Raw genomic sequence first — 20,873 nt, 5'->3', positions numbered from 1 at the left:
GGAAAGGAACAGGATATGAAAAACCGTAATATAAAGAAAACCGTAACCGGCCAGAAAACAATCGACGGGGCAGGTGTACACCTTGTCCGCGTGATCGGTTATGACGATACGCAGGATTTCGATCCGTTTTTGATGCTAGATGCATTTGATTCCAAAAATCCGCAGGATTATATCAAGGGATTCCCCTGGCATCCGCACCGCGGCATCGAAACGCTTACCTACCTGATCCATGGCGATATCGAGCACGGCGACAGCATGGGCAACAAGGGAAGCATCTGTGACGGCGGCTGCCAGTGGATGACGGCCGGCAGCGGCGTGTTGCATCAGGAAATGCCGCAAGCCTGCGATCATATGCTTGGGTTCCAGTTGTGGCTCAACCTTCCATCGGAAAACAAAATGGCCGATCCACGGTATTTTGATATCACATCTGATATGGTCACGACCCTGCAGGACGAAACAAGCACGATCCGCATCATCGGCGGCTATTACAACGGTTATACCGGCCCCACGCAGGGCGAGTATGTAAAGCCGAACATCTACGATATTTCCTTGGCAGCAGATGCGCAGCTGCATTTTTCCACGGACGATACGCATAACGTCTTCATCTATATTGTGGAAGGAAACGCTTCTTTCGGCGACAGTACAAATGAGATACCTTCCCATACGGCCGCCCTCTTTGGCGAAGGAACGGATTTTTCCGTCCATGCCGGCAAGGATGGCGTGCGTTTCATCTTTTTCTCCGGAAAGCCCCTGCACGAGGAAATCGCCTGGGGCGGCCCCATCGTCATGAATACGCAGGAAGAATTGAACCATGCCTTCCGCGAACTTGAAGAAGATACTTTCATCAAGCATAGCTAGGAGCTCTCCCTCCTCCCTTTTTTAAAAAATAGTTGCGCCTGCAATCAGTTTATTGTATAATAAGAATACAAGTTGCGCGCGCAACTATTTTTTGTGTCCTGGAAAGAGGTAAGCATGGAGGAGAAATATTCGCTCAACAAATATGCTTCGATCATCAACCGGTTCAGTATGCAGTTTTTTGACCATGAATTAAGCGATTCCCAAATCGGGGCGGGACAATATTTTTTTCTCGCGCGTATTTCGGAGCAGCAGGGCCTGACCGCACAGGAACTTGCGGCCAAGGGCCATTTTGACAAAGCGACCGCTACCCGCGCGCTGCAAAGGCTGGAAGAACTGTCCTATATCCGCCGGGAAGCGGATAAAAACGACAAGCGCAAATGCCGTTTTTATACCACGCCTAAGGCCAAACCGATTGTAGAAAGTGTGTATGCCGCCGTAGAGCAATGGAACAGCATCCTAAAGCACGGCATGAGCGAGAGTGAAGTTGCCGTAGCGACCAGGATGATGGCTCAGATGGCGAAAAACGCCTATGGATATATTTCAAGTTTGATTGAGGGGGACAAAGATGGAAAAAGCAGCAATCTCTGAACCAAATACAACCGCCAAAAACCCGCTAGGGTATCAGCCCATCGGAAAACTGCTGCGAAGCTTCGCGCTTCCGGCAATCATTTCCTGCCTGGTCAATTCAATCTACAATATTGTCGACCAGATCTTTATCGGCCAGGGCGTCGGCTACCTCGGCAACGCCGCCACCACGATCTCCTTCCCTATTATGACAGTGCTCGCCGCATTCGCGACGCTGGTCGGGACGGGCGGCAGCGCCTACGCGGCCCTCAAGCTCGGTGAAAAAAAGGAAGAGGCCGCGCAAAAAACGCTCAACAATGTGTTGGTACTGGGTCTTATCCTGAGCGCAGCTATCATGGTGGTAGGACTCCTGGCCTTAGACCCCATGCTTCGCATGCTCGGGGCGACGGAAGCCAGCCTGCCCTATGCGCACGACTATGCATTCGTGATCCTGCTGGGTACGCCCTTTTCCATCATCAGTATTGCGCTTTCCAACATGGCGCGTACGGACGGCAGCCCGAACCTTTCCATGTACAGCATTTTGATCGGCGCTGTCCTCAATACAATACTTGATCCGGTCTATATTTTTGTATTGCATTGGGGCGTTACCGGCGCGGCTATCGCGACCATCACCTCGCAGCTCATTTCCACGATCGTGCTTACGGTGTATTTTGCCCGCAAAGGCAAAAGCATGCAGTTCCACAAAAAATATATGCGGCTTTCAGGGCGCGTATGCAAGATGACATTCATGCTCGGTATCTCGTCCTTTGTCACACAGGTCGTTGCCTGCGTCATGCAGGTCGTGATGAACAATACCCTCGTATATTACGGCAACCAGAGCGCTGTCGGCGGCGACGTTGCGTTGTCCGCCATGGGCATCGTCATGAAAGTCGCCATGATCTTAGCGTCCGCCTGCATCGGGATCGGGATCGGCGCACAGCCGATTCTTGGCTTTAACCGCGGCGCCAGGCAGCCCAAACGGATCAAGCAAACGTATGTCATGGCCGCATGGATCTCCACCGCCGTCGTTTCGGTCGCGGGGCTCTTGTGCCAGCTGTTCCCTGAACAGATATTGAACCTGTTCGGCAGCGAGGACGCCAACTTTACAGCTTTTGCGATAAAGGCAATGCATATCGCCCTGATCGGTATTTTCTGCTCCGGCTTCCAGATCGTCTCTACGAGTTATTTCCAGGCGACCGGACAGCCTCTGAAAGCGACGATCCTGTCCATGCTGCGGCAGATGCTTTTGCTCATCCCCATGATGCTGATCATGCCGCTCTTCTTTGGGCTGGACGGCGTGCTGTTCGCTTTCCCCATCGCAGACATCGGTTCCGCTGTCATCGTCGCCTTCTTCATGGTATACGAAATGAAGAAATTGAACCGTTGGATCAGGCAAGAGGACGAAGGCCAGCTTATCATGGCGGACATATAAAGCCAAAACCCATCGCAATCAAAAAGACCGGTAATGCTTACCGGTCTTTTTGATTCCTTGTTTTTACGCTTCGCATTTGACCGCTTCGTCGAATTCCTTTTGGATCTCCTCCGAAGGCGCTTTGCCTGCAAGGCTGGCGATGACGCACGTCAAAAGCGCAAGCCCAAACCCGGGGATCATCTCATAGACGCCTGTCGGCCCTGCCAAAAGCTGGTTCCAGACGATGGAAACCACGAACCCGACGACCATGCCCGCAAGAGCACCGTTCTTTGTCGTACGCTTCCAGAACAATGCCAACAGCACGATCGGCCCGAAGGCGCTGCCAAAGCCCGCCCAGGCAAACGATACGACCGACATGATAGAAGTGTTGGGGTCGCGTGCCAAAAATGCCGCCAGCACGGCAATGGCGATGACGCCAATGCGCCCGATCCACATCAATTTCTTTTCCGAAGGCTTTTTCTTGGCGAGCTTGCCGTAAATATCAGCCGTAATCGCCGACGATGCGACCAAAAGCTGTGAGTCCGCCGTACTCATGACAGCCGCAAGGATCGCGGAAAGCAGTATCCCTGCGATTACAGGCACGAACAGCTGTCCCGCTAACACGAGGAATACCGTCTGCGCGCCGGCCGCATCTGTAAACATATCCCCTAAGTAAACGCGTCCGAAAATACCGATCATGACCGCGCCGATCAGCGCAAGGATGATCCATCCCGTCGCGATCCGGCGGGAAGCCTTAATCATGCGGGGTTCTTTGATCGCCATATAACGGATGATGATATGCGGCATTCCAAAATATCCCAGCCCCCAGGCCAGGTTTGAAATCAGCGACATGGGCGCAAGCGGTTCGCCGTTTGTGGTCGTAAACGGATCGAGGAACCCCGGCGCGACTTGGTTTGCAGCCGCGACAGCTTCCGCCGGCCCGCCCAGCTTGCCCATTACGGCAAGCGGCACTACAAAAATCGCCACCAACATCAGCATACCCTGGAAAAAGTCCGTCCAGCAAACGGCCTTAAAGCCGCCCATAAAGGTATACGCAATGATGACCGCGGCGCAGATGACCATCGCGACGGTATAGTCCATGCCCGGAAACACCGCCTTGAAAACTGTCCCGCCCGACACAAAACCGGATACTACGTAAAAAGTAAAAAACACGAGGATGACCGCCGAGCTGATGAAGCGCAGCACGCCCTTCTCGTCCTTGAAACGGTTCTCAAAAAACTGCGGGATGGTGATGGAATCGCCCGCCACATACGAATACTGGCGCAAACGTTTCGCCACGACCAGCCACGAGCAGTACGCGCCCACGGCAAGGCCTACGCCGATCCATACCTCGCTCATACCCGAGAGATACAGCGCGCCCGGCAGGCCCATCAGCAGCCATCCGCTCATATCCGAGGCTTGTGCGCTAAGCGCAGCGACCGCCGGATGCAGTCCACGGCCGCCCAGCATATAGTCCGAGATGTTGGAGGATTTTTTGTAAAAATAAAATCCAATCAAGAGTACAAAAATAAAATAACCGATAAAAGAAAGGACAACTCCCCAATCCAGTTCCATACAGATTCCCCTTAAAAAATGATAATTACTTAGTCATTATACTGAAAATAACCGCGTTTATCAAGCATATGCCCGCTAAAACGGCAAAGGCCCGCCAAAAAGCGGGTCTTTGCCATGTACGCAATATTCAAACACGCAGGGTTTTGCCCCGCATTTAAAGGAGCTTCATGAATTTGAACATTTTGTCCGCCGCATTGCGAAAAAGCCTCTGTGCGTCCGAGAGCACCTCTTCCAGTGTCATGGGCGCATCCACCGTACTCATGATGCTGCAATCCGCCACGTCGAAAATATTCTCCCAGCCATCGCCCACACTGCCCACGATGATCGCCACCGGCACGCCCCTTTCCTTGCAGTGCCGCGCAATACCCACCGGTACCTTTCCATATTTGACCGATTGCCCATCCAGCCTGCCTTCGCCTGTCACTACAAGGTCTACACCGCGCAGCAGCTCGTCAAAGCGCACCGTTTCCAAAACCAGTTCGATCCCGTTTTCCATATGCGCGCCCAATATACAGCCCAGCGCTGCGCCTACGCCCCCCGCCGCGCCTGCGCCCTGTGCGCTTACCATATCGATCCCCAGGCTGCGGTTCATCAGTGCCGCATAGCGTTCCATCCCGCGTTCCAGCCGTTCGGCGGTCTTGCCCACCGCGCCCTTTTGCGGGCCGTATACATAAGTCGCGCCATGTTCTCCCAGCAAGGGATTCGTCACGTCGCAGATCACTCGGATGTCCGTTTCCTTCAGTGCGCCCAGCAGTCCGCTAAGATCCACGGCGTCCACTGTTTCCAGATCCTGTCCGATTCCCGGCAAAATCGTACCGCTAGCTGTAAATTTTGCCCCCAGCGCGCTTAACATCCCCATACCGCCGTCGTTGGTCGCACTGCCGCCGATCCCGATCAATATCTTGCGGAACCCGTCCGCAAGTACATGCGCCATCAGCTCTCCCAACCCGCGCGAAGAAAGCGCGAGCGGGTCGCGCCTCGCCGGCGGGATCTGGACAAGGCCCGCGACTGCCGCCATTTCGATCACCGCCGTATCGTCGTGTATCACACCGTATTCCGCGTCGATTTCCCGGCCGAGCGCATCGTGGACACGCGCACTGCGGTACTCCCCGCCCGTCGCGATCACCAACGCCTGCGTCGTTCCTTCGCCGCCGTCTGCCACCGGGATTTTGATCAATTCCTGCCCGCCCCAGTTCCGCTGGATCGAATCCGCCAGCATATCGATTACCTGCTCTGAGGAAAAAGTCCCTTTAAAGGAATCCGGCGCCAAAAGTATCTTCATGTGTGTTCTCCCCTTTTTCTGTTTCATCATCGGCTTTATGCAGCAGCCTCCCGCCATTTTTCAAAAATCCGTTCCACATTTTCCGCCGCAGTCGTAAACAGCCGCTGCCCGTTCACTTCCACGGCATATTTTCCGTCGTCCAGGCGAAAAAGCGATACGGTGTCCTGCCTGCCGTCCTCAAGCGTGACCACTGCGCGCAGCTCAGCCTGCGCCTGCTCTGCCTGTCCAGCAGTTCCGGAAAGGCTCATACCCATTAGCGCATTCACAAGCGGCACCAATGTTTCCCCTGCGACCTCCGTCCCTTCATGCAATGCGGCATACGTTCCCTGCCGTTCCGTTATTGCGAAAGTATCATTCCGGCCGTCCCCTTCCAGCGTGATATTCGCGATATCCGCGATCGAGCGGTAATAAAGCGACTCTCCGATGGCCTCGCGGTAATCTGTTTTCAAAAATGCAAGTTTGTCCGTCCCGACCAGATAGGCTTCACCGCTTCCTGCCACGGTGATATACCGCTTGCCTCCCACGTCGTTTCCAATGAGCAGCCTGATATCCTCGCCCCGGTACGATAATGCGATGGTATATGCCGGATCATCAAAGCCCATTTCCGCCGGCGACTCTTTTCCCGCGTATTCATCCGCCTGCAAATGCAGGATCGGTTCCAGAAGCAATACCTTCAGGTCGTCCTGGACGCACATATACTGCACAGGCTCTTCCATGCGATAGCCGTCCTCACTCTGTACAAACGCCATGCCCAGCATATCCTTGCCAGATATGCCGATACTTTGCAAATCATTATAGTCGCTTTCATACACGAAATCAACGAGCTGCATGCTCCGGTAGTCCTGCGCCGTCCTCTCCAAAAGCCCTGCATAGCGTTCATCTATCAGATAGACCGTATCATCGCCTTCCGCCTTCATATAATAACCGTCGCCCGCAGGCGCACGGTTCCCCAGCAGGAACCTTTTTGTAATATCCGTGCCCGTCAGCGTTACCGTGGCCCGCGGCTTTGTAAGCCCGTATGCATCCTCTCCTTCAGTCGTATTAAGAGGCGTCCCTTCCATAAGGAACAGGCCATAGTACAAATTGTCTGCCAACCCTTCGTTTAACTTCGCCCCTGCAAGCGTATCCATATGGTATGCCTTACCATCCCAGCGAATGGTATACTCGCCCTCTTCATTTTTAACGGTTACCGCGTCAAACAACGCGCCGTCGTCCTGCTCCAAAAGGCTCACCGCCGCCCCCGCCGTTTGGTTGTCCCCGGGTACAAGCAGTAAGGCGCAGCACACGGCGATCGCAGCCGCCGCACAGACGATCCCGGTTATGGCTCCGCGACTTTTTTTCACAGGTGCTTCCTCCTCAAAAATATACGCAGCCCAAAAACCAGGATCGCCGCCGGGATCACCGCCGTGAACACGATTCCAAGTGCGTATGCCGTCCCCGGCAAAACGGTCATCTCTGCGCCGCCCACCTGTTTGGGCGGAATGGAAACCGCCGCGCCCGTATTGTCGTTGCACCACCGCAGGAGGTTTACCATGAACTTTGCATTGCCTACGGAAGTCAGCGTCAGCATTTCATCAGAATATACGCGTTTGCTGCCCATCGCAAAGATACGCGCGGTCGCTTTTGCCCCGTCCTCCAGCGTTATCTCCTGCGAGGATGTCGCAGCCAGCAAAAACGGCCCGGGCTGGTCGCTTGCCAGCTTTTGCGTCGTCTTTTCCGTGGTGTCGATATCCCGCGCATACGCGTCGTCCGACGTCGCTAGTACGGCCTTTAGCGTTTTGCCCTGCGCCTCTGCAAGCGCCATGGAACGTGCGGCAGGCGCGACCGTATAATATTGGTTGCTTCTGAAATATTCGGTGATCGGGTGTTCCGTATAGTATGTCACCACATTGACCGGGTTGGATTCGATATTGCTCGCCGCGTCAAATACTACGTCGTCGTTGAAAGCGATCCCCCATTTTTCCAGCAAGGCATCCAGGTTTGGAAGCTCCTTTACCGTCGGGTCTGAAAAAAGCGCCAAACAACCGCCCTGTGCAAGGAATGCCTCAAGATAGCCTGTTTCTTCCTGCGAAAAATCCGACTGCGGCGCCAGCGCCAGCAGGATATCGCAATCGTCCGGCACAGGCTTATTGAGCACTACGCCGCTGATGTCAAAGTTATTCTGCATGGCCAGGTTCTGGAATTCCTCCGGCATATTTTCCCCGTGCCCCATCAAAACGCCGATACGGGCCGCGTCGCCGGACGCGACATTTAAAATTGCCGAGGTCAGCTTGGCCTCCGCGTCAAAATAGACCAGTTGACTGCCGTCCGCGCTGAACGTATACATATCCGCCATGGAAAACACCCTGCGCCTGCCGCCGCTTTCCACGATGATGGTGTTGATCCCCACGTCCTCCCCCTCTGATGCCAGTTGGTCGAGAAACGCCGGGTTGGCATACGGGTCGACGTACGTCACATGCACCAGCTCGTTTGCCCCTGCATATTTATCCAGCAGTTCGGAAAATTCCTTGATAGAATCCCTGCCCTTGCTGATACAATAGACCTCCACGGGCTGGTCGAGCGTGCGCAGCAGGTCAACCGATTCCTGCGACATCTGGTAAAGTCCGCTCGAGGTCGTGTCCAGCTTCCATGAATACTTGTCTACTACGGCGCTCGCGAGTATATTGAGCAGGATAACCGCCGCGATCACGATGCACACAACCGCTGCGCCGCGTATCTTCTTCCACTTTTTCTTCTTCATGCCGCTTGTTCCCCCGTCCGTTCGCTGCCGCTGTTCCCCATCCTGCGCTTTGTGACATAAATCGTCAGGAACAAAAACAGCCAGCTAAGGGATACATAATACAGTGCCGCCGCCGGGTTGAATATCCCCATCGTGAAGTCCGTGAACCTGCGGAACACTGCCAGCCAGTCCAGGATGGCCACCAGCACCGGATCGCTGACATACCCTGTGAGCAGGCTTAAAACATACAGCCCCAGAAGCAGCGCATATGTCAGGATCGCCGCCACCACCTGGTTCTCCGTCACTGATGAGATGAACAGTCCCATGGCGATAAAGCAGCCCGCTGCAAAAATGATGCCCGCATAACAGCCGATTGCCGTATATACTTCAAGGCTTCCCAAAACGGCAATAGCCGCCACATAAACCGCCGTCACCGCAAGTCCCATCAAAAATACGGTAAAAGCCGCAAGGTATTTGCCCAATACGATATCCTTGATGGAGATTGGCGCGGTATACAGCAGCTGGTCAGTCTTTGTTTTTCGCTCTTCCGCCAAAAGGCGCATGGTCAGGATCGGGATCAAAAACATCAGCGTAAAGATCATCGTGTTGAAGTATTCCTTTACATCACTGCTCTGTGCCAGCAGGTTGTTGACCGTAAAATAGTACCCGGTGATCGCAAGGAAGATCGCAAGGAAAATATAGCCCACCATGGATTTGAAGTACTGATTCATTTCCTTTTTAAAAATGCTCTTCATTCCGCATCCTCCCGTTTGCCTGTCAGGCGCATGAATACGTCCTCAAGCGAAGTCCTGCGCTTGGCGATCTCATAAACCGGATACCCGTTTTGTGTGAGCAGCATGCAAAGTTTGTCACGTACCTCCGTTTTACTTTCCACCACAAAGCTCTGCCTGTCCGCCTCGCGTGCTTCTGTTTGCCTGCATGTGAGCACGCCTGCCATCCTGCCCAGCAAAGCCATCAGTTTCCCTGCATCGCCCAGCGTAGTGACAGACGTTTCCATACGTCCGCCCGGCAGCGCCATCAGGTTCTCCTTGCTGTCGTCCGCGATCAGCTTCCCTTCCCTGAGCAAGATCACGCGGTCGCATACCTCGGTGATCTCCGACAGGATGTGCGAACTCAAAAGGATCGTATGCTCGCTTTTCAGTTCCTTGAGCAGCAAACGGATCTCCACGATCTGTCTAGGATCCAGCCCGATCGTCGGTTCATCCAGCACCAGAAGCGGTGGCCTGCCCAAAAGCGCCTGTGCCACACCCACGCGCTGCTTATACCCTTTCGACAGGTTTTTCAGCAGCCTGTGCCGCACATGCCCCACTTTCGCCAGCTCCGTTATCTCGCCGATTTCCTTTTCCCTGTCGCCCGCGACCTTCTTTAAATCAAAGACAAACGACAGGTACTCATCAAGCGTCATGTCCCCATAAAGCGGCGGGACCTCGGGCAGGTATCCGATCTTCTTTTTGTAGCCGATCGGGTTCTCCGACATGCGTACTCCATCAAGTAGTACACTTCCTTCGTCCGCATCCAGGTACCCGGTAATAATATTCATGGTCGTGGATTTTCCCGCACCGTTTGGGCCTAGAAAGCCTACCGCTGCGCCCTTTTCCAGCGTAAAGTTCAAATCCTCCACGGCATTTTTTCCACCGTATGTCTTTGTGACATGTTTTACTTCCAGCATAACGAGGCCCTCAGACCGTTTCTACGAATTCTACCAATATCCCCTTACCGTCGCGCGGACGCATAAAGTTGACAATGATGTTTCCTGCCCCCTGAACGGCCTTTTCCTCGAGTAGTTTGATTCCCTTTGCCTCAAAACCCCTGCGTACCTGCTCCACATCGTCCACCTCGTAAGCGATGTGGTGGATACCGCCCTTGCCATTGTTGTATTCCGCCAACTTACCGCCGGTGGGGATGATCAGTTCCACCTTGCTGCCGCCGTTCGGTTTCAAAAAGATACACCACGCCTGGTACGAATCCACATATCCGCGGTATTCCTCCTCTACGCCCACCGTCTCCAAAAAAGCCTCCGCCGTCTCAATATCCTTGAAAATGATGCCTACATGGTGTAATTTTGCATTTTTCATTCTGTTTCCCCTTTCACGAATGCCGCAAGTCCAAATGGCTGTTCGCAGAACAGCGCCGGATTCATCTCTTTTAGGTCGCCTGCTATGACGGGCGTAAATTCCATCTGCTCCAAAATATCTTTCTTCAGATCGACGCCCGGTGCGATTTCCGTGAGTACCGGCCCTTCAGCCCTTAGCTCAAACACAGCGCGTTCCGTTACAAAATGCATTTTTTGTCCACGCTCGCGTGCGAGTTTTCCATTATAGGAGACTTGCTGAATATTTTTTACCATTTTTTTCAGGCTTCCTTCCTGGTCGATCTTCAGCCTACCGTCCTCAAACGAACAGGCAAGGCCTTTGCCCGTAAAAGTCGAGCAGAAAACCACATGCTTTGCGTTGCGCGTGATGTCAATGAATCCGCCTGCGCCCGTAGGCCTCGGCCCGAGCTTGGTCGCGTTTACATTCCCTTCCGCGTCCATTTCCCCTGCGCCCATAAAAGTCACATCCACGCCCGCGCCATTGTAAAAGTCAAACTGATCGTCATGGCGTACCAGCGCATAACAGTTTTTGGCGATGCCGAAATCCACGCCTCCCAAAGGCAGTCCTCCATAAATGCCGGATTCCACCGTCAGCGTCACATCGCCTCCCACGCCTTCTTCGGCGATCACGCTGCCCACCGTGTCGTTAGGGATACCCGTTCCCACGTTTAGGATATCGTTTTCACGTATCTCCATCGCGGCTCGCCGTCCAATCACCTTGCGCAGCGAGAGCGGCTGCGGGGACGGCGCGGCGTCAGGCTCACGGATGTCCCCGCAATACGCCGGATCTTCATAAAAGCTGTGGGTCATACGGTGATCCTCCTGCGGATCGTCACACAATACGACCGCGTCGATGAACACGCCCGGCACGATCACCTGTTTTGGATGCAGCGTTCCCGCTTTTACCAAATGCTTCGCCTGCGCGATGACCTTTCCGCCGAATTTTTTGGCGGCCAGTACGGCGGAGAACACCTCAAGCTGCATACATTCCTCGTCCGTAGTCAGGTTCCCCAGCTCGTCCACCTTTGTCCCGCGGATGATGACCGCATCGAGCGGGATCGGTTTATAGCGCATATATTCTTCTCCGTCTATGGTCACGATGTCCACCATATCGGGTTCGTTCTGTGTGATATCATTCATTTTGCCTCCGCCCATACGCGGATCGATAAACGTTCCCAGACCAACCTTACTGATCTTGCCCGGTTCGCCTCCCGCCATACTCCTGTAAAGCTGGGCAAACTGCCCCTGCGGGAAACAGTAAGCAAATATTTTGTTTTCCGAGATCATCTCCATGATCTTCGGCTGCAGGCCCCAGTGCCCGCCTACGATCTTTTTCAGCAGTCCTTCGTGCGCAAAGTGCTGGATTCCCCTGTCGCGGTCGCTCTGCCCGCAGGAATGTACCAGCGTCAGATCCCTGGGCGTGTTCTTCTCCAAAAAGCTCCTTTCGATTTCCTTCAATACCGTTTCCGCGGCAGAAATCAGCGTCATTCCCACCGTGGCGACCGTCGCGCCGTCGGGGATCAGCTTCACCGCTTCTTCCGCCGTCAAAAATTCAGGCTTGCGCATTGCTTTTCTCCTCTCTTGTTGCGGGTACGCCCGGCGCCGTGGGCCGGACGCACCCAGATCCATCCTTAAGAATATTCGTAAAATCCCCGCCCGGACTTTCGTCCGTAAAGGCCCGCCGCCACCATTTTCTTCAAAAGCGGACATGGGCGGTACTTCGGTTCGCCAAAACTTTCAAACATTTCCGTCATCACGCACAGCACCGTATCAAGCCCTGCAAAATCGGCCAGTTCGCATGGTCCCATGGGCAAGTTTGCACCCAGCTTCATGGCGTCGTCCACGTCTTTGGGGTCATTGCCCTCCATCACCAAAAATGCCGCCTCGTTCCACATCGGCACCAACAGGCGGTTGACCAGGAAAGCCGACGTATCCGGCGCCTTGATGGGTGTTTTGTTGATCGTTTTTGCAAAGTCCATTGCCTTTTCAAACGTATCGCCGCCTGTCAGCAGCCCGGGGATCACCTCCACGAGCTTCATGACCGGCGCGGGAATAAAGAAATGCGTTCCCACCACCTTGTCCGGTCTTTTTGTCGCGCCTGCAAGCGCGGTGATCGAAAACGTCGAAGTATTGGAAGCGAGTATGGTGTGCCCCGGCATTTCCGCATCCAGCCTGGCAAAGATTTTCTTTTTGAGTTCGAGGTTTTCTGAAACGACCTCGATCGCAAAGTCCACGCCGATCGCCTCGGCATACTGTTCCACTACCGTGATATTTCCAATGGTTTCATCGTATTTGTCTTGTTCGATCTTGCCTTTTTCCACCTTGCGGCGTACAAAATGCTTGATGTTATCCAACCCCTTTTGCGCCACTTCCCTGTTTATATCCGCCAGGAAAACCACAGCGCCCGCTTCCGCACACGCCTGCGCAATGCCCGCGCCCATCAGTCCGGAACCTACTACCAGTACCTTATATGCCATTTTCTCTGCCCCTTTCCAAAAAAGGGTCTGTGCGCGGTGCAAGGTCAACTGTCCGAAAACGGATCAAACGCCCTGCGCCGCGCAAACCCTTCAGCCGGGATGTTCCAATTTTTTGAAATATCCCAAATCTTAAGCCCTAAATCCGCTCATAGATCATCGTGAGTCCCTGCCCGCCGCCGATGCATAAGGTTTCCATTCCATATTTCGCGCCGGATTTCATCATGTCATACATCAGCTTGACCGTCAGGATGGCGCCCGTACCGCCAATCGGGTGTCCCATGGCGATCGCGCCGCCGTGGGGGTTCACTTTCGATACATCCATGCCCAGTTCGCGGATGCAGCACAACGCCTGTGCGGCAAACGCTTCGTTGAGTTCAATGATATCCATATCCCCGATGTTAAGGCCCGCGCGTTTCAACGCTTTTTTCACCGAGGGGATCGGCCCTGTGCCCATCAGGCTCGGCTCAACGCCCGCCGCCGCATAGGCAACTAAGCGCAGCTTGGGCTCCAGCCCCATTTCTTCCGCTTTCTCCGCCGTCATCATCACGACCGCCCCCGCGCCGTCGTTGATGCCTGAAGCATTCCCCGCCGTCACCGTGCCGCCTTCTTTAAAGGCCGGACGCAGGGATGCAAGTTTTTCCAGTGTTGTATTGGCCCGGATATGCTCGTCCGTATCGAATACGAACTCTTCTTTTTTACGTTTTACCGTTACAGGGACGATCTCATCCCGGAATACACCGTCCGCCACTGCTTTTGCGGCTTTCTGCTGGCTTTCCAACGCAAACTGATCCTGATCCTTACGCGAAATATGGTATTTTTCCGCAACGTTCTCCGCCGTGATGCCCATATGCTTACCGGAGAACGGATCGGTGAGCGAAGTCACAAGGCCGTCCTCCAAAACGGAGTCGCCCATGCGGAGGCCAAAACGCGCCTTGCGTACATAATAAGGAAGGTTGTTCATGCTTTCCGCACCGCCGGCAACGACGATCTCCGCATCCTCCGCTTCAATCGCCATCGCCCCCGTTACAATCGCCTGCAGGCCGGAGGAACACAAACGGTTTACCGTGTAGGCCGTGCTTGTCGTAGCCGGGATACCCGCCTTGATCGCGCAGCGGCGTGCCATAAAAGCGTCTTCCGCTACCTGTCCTACGCAGCCCATCACGACCTCGTCCACATCTTCTTTTTTCACGCCCGAGCGTTTGAGAGCTTCCTCGATCACGATAGCGCCCAGGTCCGTCACGGGAAAATCCTTCAGCGAACCGCCAAAAGAACCGATTGCCGTACGTGCTCCGTCAATAATCACAATATCCTTCATTTTGCTTTCTCCTTTTCCTATTCCATTAGTTTCTCAATTTGGGTTCCCTGCTGTTGACCAGGATGATCGCCAGCAGCATCGCGCCCTGTATCAGTTGCCGCACGCCCGCCGGCAGCCCCAGCGCTACGAGGATGCTCGTCAACAGCATCAATACCACAGCGCCCAGCAATCCGCCGATGAGTCCGCCTTTGCCTCCCGAAAGCTTGGTGCCGCCGATGACGACCGCCGCTACGGAAAGCAGCGTATATTCCTCGCCCATCTGCAGCTGTGCGCTGCCCACATACCCCACGAGCATCAGTCCCGCCATGCAGGCGATGACCGCGGAAATCATATACGTCCCGATAACGATCGCGTTTACCTTAAGCCCGATGAGCTTCGCCGCGTTGCGGTTGCTGCCCACCATAAAAAGCGAGCGCCCAAAATTAGTTTTATGTAGTATGACCATCATGACGGCAAGGATGGCGATCGCCACGAACGTCATCGCGCGTACCGGCCCTGCGACCGGATTCCCCAACACAAGGAGACTGGGGGGGATCGTCATAGACGGCTGCCCCCTCGTCACGCCCAGTGTGAGTCCGTTGATGACCGCCGACATCGCCAGCGTCATGACCAGCGAAGGGATCCTGAAAAACTGGATGCCCGCGCCGTTTGCGAGGCCAAACCCCGCGCCGATCGCCGCGAAGGCCAATATCGTTACGATCAGCCCTGCATCCGTACCGCCCGAAATCATCGGGCCGATCAGGGCCGACATGCTCATGAATGCGCCGATCGACATATCGATGCCCGCATTGCCCGAGATCATCACGTATGCCTGTCCAATGCATGCCACCGCAAGGATACACGCCTTGGCAAGGATGTTCATCATGTTGTTCATATTCGCAAACCCGGGACTCAATACATTGCCGATCAATACCAGCAAAACAATGATGACGACCGATGGCAGGAAGTCCTTGACGTTCTGATTTTTGAGAAATCCATTTCTGTCTGATTTCATCTGTATTTCCATTTCGTTCATGTATGCCACCCGCTTCCTATGATTTCAGCTTGATCTTCTTGATCGCACTGCTCAAGAGGATCGATCCGACGACGCCTACCACCATGATGATGCCCTGCACGAAGTTCTGGTAAAACGAATCCTTGACAGAAGACAGCACCGTCGTAATAACAAGCCCTAAAAATATCGCGCCGAATATCGCGCCGACCGCGTCTCCCACACCGCCGGAAAGGAGTATCCCCCCGATGACGCATGCCGCGATGATGGACATCGTCATCGAGACCGCGATAAGCGGATCGCCCGCGCCGATGTATGACGTCAGCGCGATTCCGCCGATTCCTGTGATCAGCCCGCTGAACGTATACATGAACAGTTTGACGTTACGCACGGGTACGGCGGAGGCATAAGCCTTCATCTGGTCCTGCCCCACAGCATAGATCCATACGCCCATGCGCGTCTTTTTGACAACCAGCCACAGGATCACTGCAATGGCAATGAAGATGATGGGTGCGCCGTAGCCGTCCAGAAATCCCAGGTACCATTTGATCATTTCCTTCTGGATGATGCCCCTTGGCGAATCCATCAGCCACAGGGCGATTCCGCCGTAAATAAAGGAGGTTGCAAATGTCGTCAGCAGCGGTGTCACGCGGAACACTGCCACACATAAGCCGTTGATGAAGCCGCCGGCCGCGCCTACTGCGAGGCACGCCAGCAGGCATACGCCGATCGGGCACCCCGCCTCCGCCAACATGACATAGCATACGTTGATCAGGCATAAAAGGCCTCCCATTGAAATATCCATCCCGCCGCCGATCAGCACCACCGCCGTCCCCAGCGATACGATGATCAGCGGGGCGTTTGCCGCCAGAAAGCTTGCGATAAAGTTTCCGCCCAGATATCCCGGCGCTAAAAACTGGTTCAATACCAGGAAAAACACCAGGAGCGCGAGCGCCGGAAACGGCGGCCAGTGAACCAATTTTATCCATTTTTCTTTCATGACTTTTTCACCTCGCTGTTCAGTTTTCCGCCGCTTGCCGCCGCTGCGATTTTTTCCAACGTGATGTCGCCGCCCGTCAGTGTCTGGGCGATTTCTCCTTCATACATCACGAGCACCCGCGATAGCGGCATCATTTTGCATGTTTCCACCAGCTCTTCGTCGTCGCTGGAGATCATGACGACGGACGCGCCCTTTTCGATCATTTTCAAAAACGTATCATGTACATCCCGGCGCGCTTGTATATCGATCCCTTTGGTCGGGTCGTCTGCGAGCAGCAGCTTTGCATCCGTGCACGTCCAGCGTGCAATCACGACCTTTTGCTGGTTGCCGCCTGAAAGCGAGATGATCAAGTCTTTAGAGCTGTTATACTTGACGCCGTTTTCCTGCAGGCTTTTGTCCACGTCCGCAGATTTTTTCTTTAGTACAAGGTTTGTGACAGCGCCAAAGTTCTCCGCGATGGAACGTTCCTTGAAAGTACCTTCCGCTTCACGGTCGCCGGATAAAAAAGCAAAACCATGGGCAATCGCGTTGCCCGGGGAAGTCACGCGTATCTGCTTTCCCGCCAGCGTCATATCGATCGCGCCGTTCATGCCGAAAAGCGAACGCAGCAACGTTGTCTGCCCCTGGCCGTCCAATCCCGCGATCCCCACGAATTCGCTTTCACGCACCACAAAACCGACCTCTTTTCCAAAGTTCGGAAGGCTTACCTTCGTTTCCATCAGCGTGGCATGGTCTCCCATATCGACGGCCTTGCTCTCCTCGCGGTGTTCGCTTGATATCTCCCGGCCTGACATATGCGAGATCAGCGCGATCTCCGTCAATTCGTGCTTATCGAACGTTCCTACCGTATCGCCGTTCCGCAGTACCGTCACAGAATCGCACATATCAAATACTTCGTTCATGCGGTGAGAAATAAACAGGACAATCACGCCTTCCCTTTTCAGGTTTTCCAATATCTTTGCCACCAGCGCGACGTCGGCCTTATAAAGCGCGGAGGTGATCTCGTCCACAATCAGTACCTTTGGTTTTTGTACCAACGCTTTCGCCAGTTCCAGCAAGTACTGTTCATTCGCCGGCAGCGACCCTATTTCACTGCCGATCAAATGTTCTTTATTGATGAGTTTCAACACGTCCCTTGTGCGCCGTTCCATTTCCTTATAATCGAGCAGCGGAACGCCTTTTTTGCGATCCATATTGCAAAGGCATATATTCTGCACGATATTCAGGTTCTTAAGAAGGCTCAATTCCTGTGACGTAATAACAATTCCTTTTTGCTTTGCCTGTACGGGGGAATCCACTTGATAAACTTCCCCGTCCAGCGTGATCTCGCCGCTGTCGATCGCGACGCTTCCCCCAAGGATTTTAGCCAGCGTGCTTTTCCCCGAGCCGTTGCCGCCCACAAGCGCTCTGACCTCTCCCGCCTTTGCATTGAGCGTTGCATTGCTCAGAGCAACGACGCTGCCAAATCTTTTTGTTACATTATTACAAATCAATTCCAAGTTAATTCACCCCGGCACAGTAAATTTTAGCCGCCCTGCGGCCAATCAAGAACAGGAGTTTTTATGGGGCGCATTTTTTTGCGCCCCATAAGCCAAACAACTTTACTTCACTCAGCTGAACATTTCATCCCATTGCTCGTCCGAAAGGGAAGAGCCCAGGCTTGCTGTGTCAGGCTGGCCTTCACCCAGTTTGATCGCTTCTTCCAGCGAAATAAACTGCGTTTTGTCGTAACCCTTTGTCCATTCCGCATCCGCAGCCGGCGCTTCTTTGGTTACGCAGTATGACGGCGGAATGTTGATCGCATTGATCATCGTCTCATCGAGCGGGTTGGGCCCAAGCTCTGCCGTCAATGTTTTTCCCTGCAGGATGCGTACTGCATACTGCAGCGCGTCTGCCGATGCCTGCGGCTGGAATGTAGCGCCGCACGCTTCAAGGTCTGGAAGTGTTTCCCATTTGCGGAAGAAACTGAATACATAATCCCCCGTCATGATCGGCGCGTCTTTTCCTGCCGTCTCATAGGCGCGCAGGATGCCTTCCGCCATAACGTCCTGTGTCAGTACGCCGTCGATCTGGTCGTACGTGGAGAGGAATGTGGACATAACAGACTGGGATTCCGTCTGCGACCAGCTGCCCGGCGCAGAACCCAAAACCTTGATGTCAGGGTACTGTGCGAGGATGTCCTCAGCGACCTTCTGGCGTACAAGGTCTGCCGGCATGCCCGGCGTACCTGTGATCTGTACAATGTTTCCTTTTCCACCCAGTTTATCCACAAACCATTTTGTCATGATCTCAAAGAATGCCTTGTTATCGACCAATACTTCGACCATGTTCTCATCGACAGCTGCAGGGTCTGTCGCAATGACCAGCAATACGCCGCTGGCTTCGCATTTCGCGAGGATCGGCGCCACGGAAGCAGGCGAGATCGGGTTTAGCAGGATCGCGTTCACACCGTTGCTGATCATGTTGTTGATCTGGTTTAACTGTTCCGTCACGTCCGTATTTGTGCTTGCGCTCATAAAGTCCTTGATTATGCCTTTGTCCTTCAGCTCCTGCGCTTTCGTTTCAAACGCTTCTACATACTGCGCACGCCACGTATTGCCCATGTAGCCGTTTGCAAGGCCCACGACAATGTCCGATGTAGGCGTCGCCGCGTCTTTGTCCGTAGCGGCTGTCGCATCAGCATCCGGTAGGTTCTCTTCGCTGCCCTCGGTAGCCGCGGCGCTTTCACTCGCGGGTGCGGACGATTCCGCCGCCGGGGCCGCGCATGCTGCAAAGATCATTACGACCATCACGACGCACAGCACAAATCCAATTATTTTCTTCATTTCTTTTCCTCCTTCATTTTTTGTAAATGGCGGTATACAAAACGTAAGGGAAAGCTTTTTCCGCCTGCGGGACGCTTTTCCTGCAAATGATCCCGCTGCTGCCCTATTCTGCTATCTGGTTGGTTGGTATTTCAGTTTTGTATTGCCTTGCCCTGCGGTTCGTAACCCCATTTAAGGGGACGGGGAAGCCCCGTCCAAATCTTTTTACCGTTTTACAGCATCCTTTTGTCGTGGATCGCCGGAAAACCGGATGATGCAAATTTAGAAATCGCCGGCTCATGGCCGGGTATGATGAATTCCGCTTTCCTGCGGATGTTTTCGAGACTTGTAAACGCGTCTGCGCTGTTGGTCAGGATATCCGGAACAATGTTTTGGCTCACGTTCTCCACCACGTTGGCCGCATCTCCCGAAATGCATACGACGCCTTCTTCAGTATTGACCAATACGGACTGGTGCCCAGCGCTGTGTCCGGGCGTCGGGATGAGTATGATCCCGTCCGCCAGCGCATATTCCCCTTCAATCAGGTGCAGGCGCGTCCCGTCGGTTGCCCTCACGTCAAACAGCTCCCCTGCATAGAACACCGCTTGGTGTGGCAGCGGACATTTGGATGCTTCCCATTCCGCGCGCTGCGCATAAAAATCCGCATTTTTAAAAAGCCTGTTGTTCCCGCAGTGGTCATAGTGCAGGTGCGTATTCACGACGGCCTGTACTTTTCCCGCTTCCCAGCCGATTTTTTCCAGGGCGCCTTCCATTGTCTCGTCAGCTTCCCGTATACATGGGCATATATTTTCGCTGACCCATTTCTCGTTTGCAATGCCCGTGTCCACGACCATCCTAAAGCTGTCGCCTTCCACCGCCGCCGCCCAGATCGGGATGTCGATCAGCGTTCCCGTACCAGACTGGCGCGTCAGGCTGCCCTTGTCCGTCGTAAGCGTGCCCATCTTCAGGGCCGTCACTTTATATGTTTTCATATCCTTATCCCCCTGTTAGCGAACTTTCGGAAATTCCGAGCATTGGTATTTCTGGATGGAGGCGTCATGCCCCGGGAACACGCGGTCTGCGCGTGAACGGATCGTTTCCAGGGACTGGTAACCCTTTTCGCAATCCCAGATAATATCCGGCAGGACATTATCCACCACGTTTTCCACTACATTGCAGCTGTCGCCCGGCATGCAGAGCACGCCTTCCTCCGTCGTTACGAACACGCCCTGTACGCCCGGCGTGTGCCCGGGCAGCGGGAGGATCACAAAGCCCGGCGCCACTTCATATTCACCGTCCAGCATTTTCCATGCCGGATATTTTACGGCCTGCCAGTCATAGAGGAACTGTCCATAATAGACCTGCTGGTATTCCACGGACGCGTCGAACGAGAATTCCCATTCTGCACGCTGCGTATAAAACGTCGCGTTCCGGAACAAATAGTTGTTCCCGCAGTGGTCGTAATGCAGGTGCGTATTCACCACTACATTCACGTCGTCCGGCGTCCAACCGATCTTTTTCAGCGCGCCTACCATGGTCTCGTCATCTTCCTGTTCCACCACGTACTGGTCGCCCACCTGGCCGCGCACCCATTCAATATCATGGATGCCCGTATCCACGATCGCCCTGATCCCGTTTCCCTCGATCGCTGCCGCCCACATCGGATCCTCGATGATCTTACCGAAATCCCGGCCCATCGTCAGGGACGATTTTTCCGCATAAAGCGTACCCATCCTAAGTGCCGTCACCTTATAAACGCCCATT

At 54.2% G+C, this 20,873-nt stretch carries 19 protein-coding genes; 3 read left to right on the top strand and 16 right to left on the bottom strand.

The window, feature by feature from the left end; genetic code table 11:
- The first annotated feature begins 15 nt into the window (after positions 1-15).
- The 3 genes from BN6471_RS06400 to BN6471_RS06390 all read left to right on the top strand — a co-directional run bounded on the left by BN6471_RS06400 (position 16) and on the right by BN6471_RS06390 (position 2,854).
- Positions 16-858 carry a pirin family protein gene (locus BN6471_RS06400; RefSeq protein ID WP_066646696.1) on the top strand — a complete coding sequence of 281 codons (843 nt, stop codon included), beginning with the start codon at positions 16-18 and terminating at the stop codon, positions 856-858.
- Positions 859-972: 114 nt separating this feature from the next.
- On the top strand, positions 973-1,446 hold the full coding sequence (locus tag BN6471_RS06395) for a MarR family winged helix-turn-helix transcriptional regulator (protein ID WP_066646694.1): 474 nt from the start codon (positions 973-975) through the stop codon (positions 1,444-1,446).
- A complete protein-coding gene (locus BN6471_RS06390) occupies positions 1,424-2,854 on the top strand; it encodes an MATE family efflux transporter (protein WP_066646692.1) in 1,431 nt (476 codons plus the stop codon). The genes BN6471_RS06395 and BN6471_RS06390 overlap by 23 nt, the downstream gene beginning before the upstream one ends.
- 63 nt (positions 2,855-2,917) lie before the next feature.
- On the opposite strand, the gene putP is transcribed toward BN6471_RS06390, so the two are convergent.
- From putP to BN6471_RS06310, 16 genes are all read right to left on the bottom strand, one after another.
- Positions 2,918-4,408, bottom strand: coding sequence for a sodium/proline symporter PutP (putP, locus tag BN6471_RS06385; RefSeq protein WP_066646690.1), 1,491 nt, complete (start codon positions 4,406-4,408; stop codon positions 2,918-2,920).
- A 154-nt stretch (positions 4,409-4,562) separates the two neighbouring features.
- Positions 4,563-5,690 carry a glycerate kinase family protein gene (locus BN6471_RS06380; RefSeq protein ID WP_066646688.1) on the bottom strand — a complete coding sequence of 376 codons (1,128 nt, stop codon included), beginning with the start codon at positions 5,688-5,690 and terminating at the stop codon, positions 4,563-4,565.
- A gap of 35 nt (positions 5,691-5,725) precedes the next feature.
- Complete coding sequence (locus BN6471_RS06375) at positions 5,726-7,033, bottom strand: DUF4340 domain-containing protein (protein ID WP_066646679.1); 1,308 nt, start codon at positions 7,031-7,033, stop codon at positions 5,726-5,728.
- Positions 7,030-8,430: a GldG family protein gene (locus BN6471_RS06370; RefSeq protein WP_066646674.1), complete on the bottom strand. Its 1,401-nt coding sequence runs from the start codon at positions 8,428-8,430 to the stop codon at positions 7,030-7,032. The genes BN6471_RS06375 and BN6471_RS06370 overlap by 4 nt, the downstream gene beginning before the upstream one ends.
- A complete protein-coding gene (locus BN6471_RS06365) occupies positions 8,427-9,164 on the bottom strand; it encodes an ABC transporter permease subunit (protein WP_066646669.1) in 738 nt (245 codons plus the stop codon). Before BN6471_RS06365 ends, BN6471_RS06370 begins: the two co-directional genes overlap by 4 nt.
- Positions 9,161-10,099, bottom strand: coding sequence for an ABC transporter ATP-binding protein (locus BN6471_RS06360; protein ID WP_066646668.1), 939 nt, complete (start codon positions 10,097-10,099; stop codon positions 9,161-9,163). The genes BN6471_RS06365 and BN6471_RS06360 overlap by 4 nt, the downstream gene beginning before the upstream one ends.
- A gap of 10 nt (positions 10,100-10,109) precedes the next feature.
- Entirely contained in the window at positions 10,110-10,505 is a 396-nt protein-coding gene (locus tag BN6471_RS06355) for a VOC family protein (protein WP_066646667.1), read from the bottom strand.
- The gene (locus BN6471_RS06350) at positions 10,502-12,088 is read right to left on the bottom strand and encodes an acyl CoA:acetate/3-ketoacid CoA transferase (protein WP_066646666.1); all 1,587 of its coding nucleotides are present in this window, start codon (positions 12,086-12,088) and stop codon (positions 10,502-10,504) included. Before BN6471_RS06350 ends, BN6471_RS06355 begins: the two co-directional genes overlap by 4 nt.
- 65 nt (positions 12,089-12,153) lie before the next feature.
- Complete coding sequence (locus tag BN6471_RS06345; protein WP_066646664.1) at positions 12,154-12,999, bottom strand: 3-hydroxyacyl-CoA dehydrogenase family protein; 846 nt, start codon at positions 12,997-12,999, stop codon at positions 12,154-12,156.
- A 136-nt stretch (positions 13,000-13,135) separates the two neighbouring features.
- Complete coding sequence (locus BN6471_RS06340; protein ID WP_066646662.1) at positions 13,136-14,314, bottom strand: thiolase family protein; 1,179 nt, start codon at positions 14,312-14,314, stop codon at positions 13,136-13,138.
- Positions 14,315-14,339: 25 nt separating this feature from the next.
- On the bottom strand, positions 14,340-15,329 hold the full coding sequence (locus BN6471_RS06335) for an ABC transporter permease (RefSeq protein WP_242861847.1): 990 nt from the start codon (positions 15,327-15,329) through the stop codon (positions 14,340-14,342).
- Positions 15,330-15,345: 16 nt separating this feature from the next.
- A complete protein-coding gene (locus tag BN6471_RS06330; protein WP_066646659.1) occupies positions 15,346-16,305 on the bottom strand; it encodes an ABC transporter permease in 960 nt (319 codons plus the stop codon).
- Positions 16,302-17,804, bottom strand: a complete 1,503-nt coding sequence (locus BN6471_RS06325; RefSeq protein WP_066646657.1) for a sugar ABC transporter ATP-binding protein — start codon at positions 17,802-17,804, stop codon at positions 16,302-16,304. The genes BN6471_RS06330 and BN6471_RS06325 overlap by 4 nt, the downstream gene beginning before the upstream one ends.
- 111 nt (positions 17,805-17,915) lie before the next feature.
- Positions 17,916-19,130 carry a substrate-binding domain-containing protein gene (locus tag BN6471_RS06320; protein ID WP_082903373.1) on the bottom strand — a complete coding sequence of 405 codons (1,215 nt, stop codon included), beginning with the start codon at positions 19,128-19,130 and terminating at the stop codon, positions 17,916-17,918.
- Between the two features lie 212 nt (positions 19,131-19,342).
- A complete protein-coding gene (locus BN6471_RS06315; protein WP_066646656.1) occupies positions 19,343-20,101 on the bottom strand; it encodes an N-acyl homoserine lactonase family protein in 759 nt (252 codons plus the stop codon).
- 15 nt (positions 20,102-20,116) lie between these two features.
- Entirely contained in the window at positions 20,117-20,872 is a 756-nt protein-coding gene (locus BN6471_RS06310; RefSeq protein WP_066646646.1) for an N-acyl homoserine lactonase family protein, read from the bottom strand.
- Between the last annotated feature and the right edge of the window lies 1 nt (position 20,873).

Origin of the sequence: Christensenella timonensis (assembly GCF_900087015.1) — a bacterium.
GTDB classification, from domain to species: Bacteria; Bacillota; Clostridia; order Christensenellales; family Christensenellaceae; genus Christensenella; species Christensenella timonensis.
This window is presented reverse-complemented; position numbering and strand designations above follow the sequence as displayed.

Coding starts and splice junctions, on each gene's coding strand:
- BN6471_RS06360 (WP_066646668.1), bottom strand. CDS start 10,099: ATGCTGGAAGTAAAACATGTCACAAAGACATACGGTGGAAAAAATGCC.
- BN6471_RS06365 (WP_066646669.1), bottom strand. CDS start 9,164: ATGAAGAGCATTTTTAAAAAGGAAATGAATCAGTACTTCAAATCCATG.
- BN6471_RS06395 (WP_066646694.1), top strand. CDS start 973: ATGGAGGAGAAATATTCGCTCAACAAATATGCTTCGATCATCAACCGG.
- BN6471_RS06335 (WP_242861847.1), bottom strand. CDS start 15,329: ATGAACGAAATGGAAATACAGATGAAATCAGACAGAAATGGATTTCTC.
- BN6471_RS06380 (WP_066646688.1), bottom strand. CDS start 5,690: ATGAAGATACTTTTGGCGCCGGATTCCTTTAAAGGGACTTTTTCCTCA.
- BN6471_RS06310 (WP_066646646.1), bottom strand. CDS start 20,872: ATGGGCGTTTATAAGGTGACGGCACTTAGGATGGGTACGCTTTATGCG.
- BN6471_RS06320 (WP_082903373.1), bottom strand. CDS start 19,130: ATGAAGAAAATAATTGGATTTGTGCTGTGCGTCGTGATGGTCGTAATG.
- BN6471_RS06340 (WP_066646662.1), bottom strand. CDS start 14,314: ATGAAGGATATTGTGATTATTGACGGAGCACGTACGGCAATCGGTTCT.
- BN6471_RS06350 (WP_066646666.1), bottom strand. CDS start 12,088: ATGCGCAAGCCTGAATTTTTGACGGCGGAAGAAGCGGTGAAGCTGATC.
- BN6471_RS06355 (WP_066646667.1), bottom strand. CDS start 10,505: ATGAAAAATGCAAAATTACACCATGTAGGCATCATTTTCAAGGATATT.
- BN6471_RS06330 (WP_066646659.1), bottom strand. CDS start 16,305: ATGAAAGAAAAATGGATAAAATTGGTTCACTGGCCGCCGTTTCCGGCG.
- BN6471_RS06400 (WP_066646696.1), top strand. CDS start 16: ATGAAAAACCGTAATATAAAGAAAACCGTAACCGGCCAGAAAACAATC.
- putP (WP_066646690.1), bottom strand. CDS start 4,408: ATGGAACTGGATTGGGGAGTTGTCCTTTCTTTTATCGGTTATTTTATT.
- BN6471_RS06390 (WP_066646692.1), top strand. CDS start 1,424: ATGGAAAAAGCAGCAATCTCTGAACCAAATACAACCGCCAAAAACCCG.
- BN6471_RS06370 (WP_066646674.1), bottom strand. CDS start 8,430: ATGAAGAAGAAAAAGTGGAAGAAGATACGCGGCGCAGCGGTTGTGTGC.
- BN6471_RS06315 (WP_066646656.1), bottom strand. CDS start 20,101: ATGAAAACATATAAAGTGACGGCCCTGAAGATGGGCACGCTTACGACG.
- BN6471_RS06345 (WP_066646664.1), bottom strand. CDS start 12,999: ATGGCATATAAGGTACTGGTAGTAGGTTCCGGACTGATGGGCGCGGGC.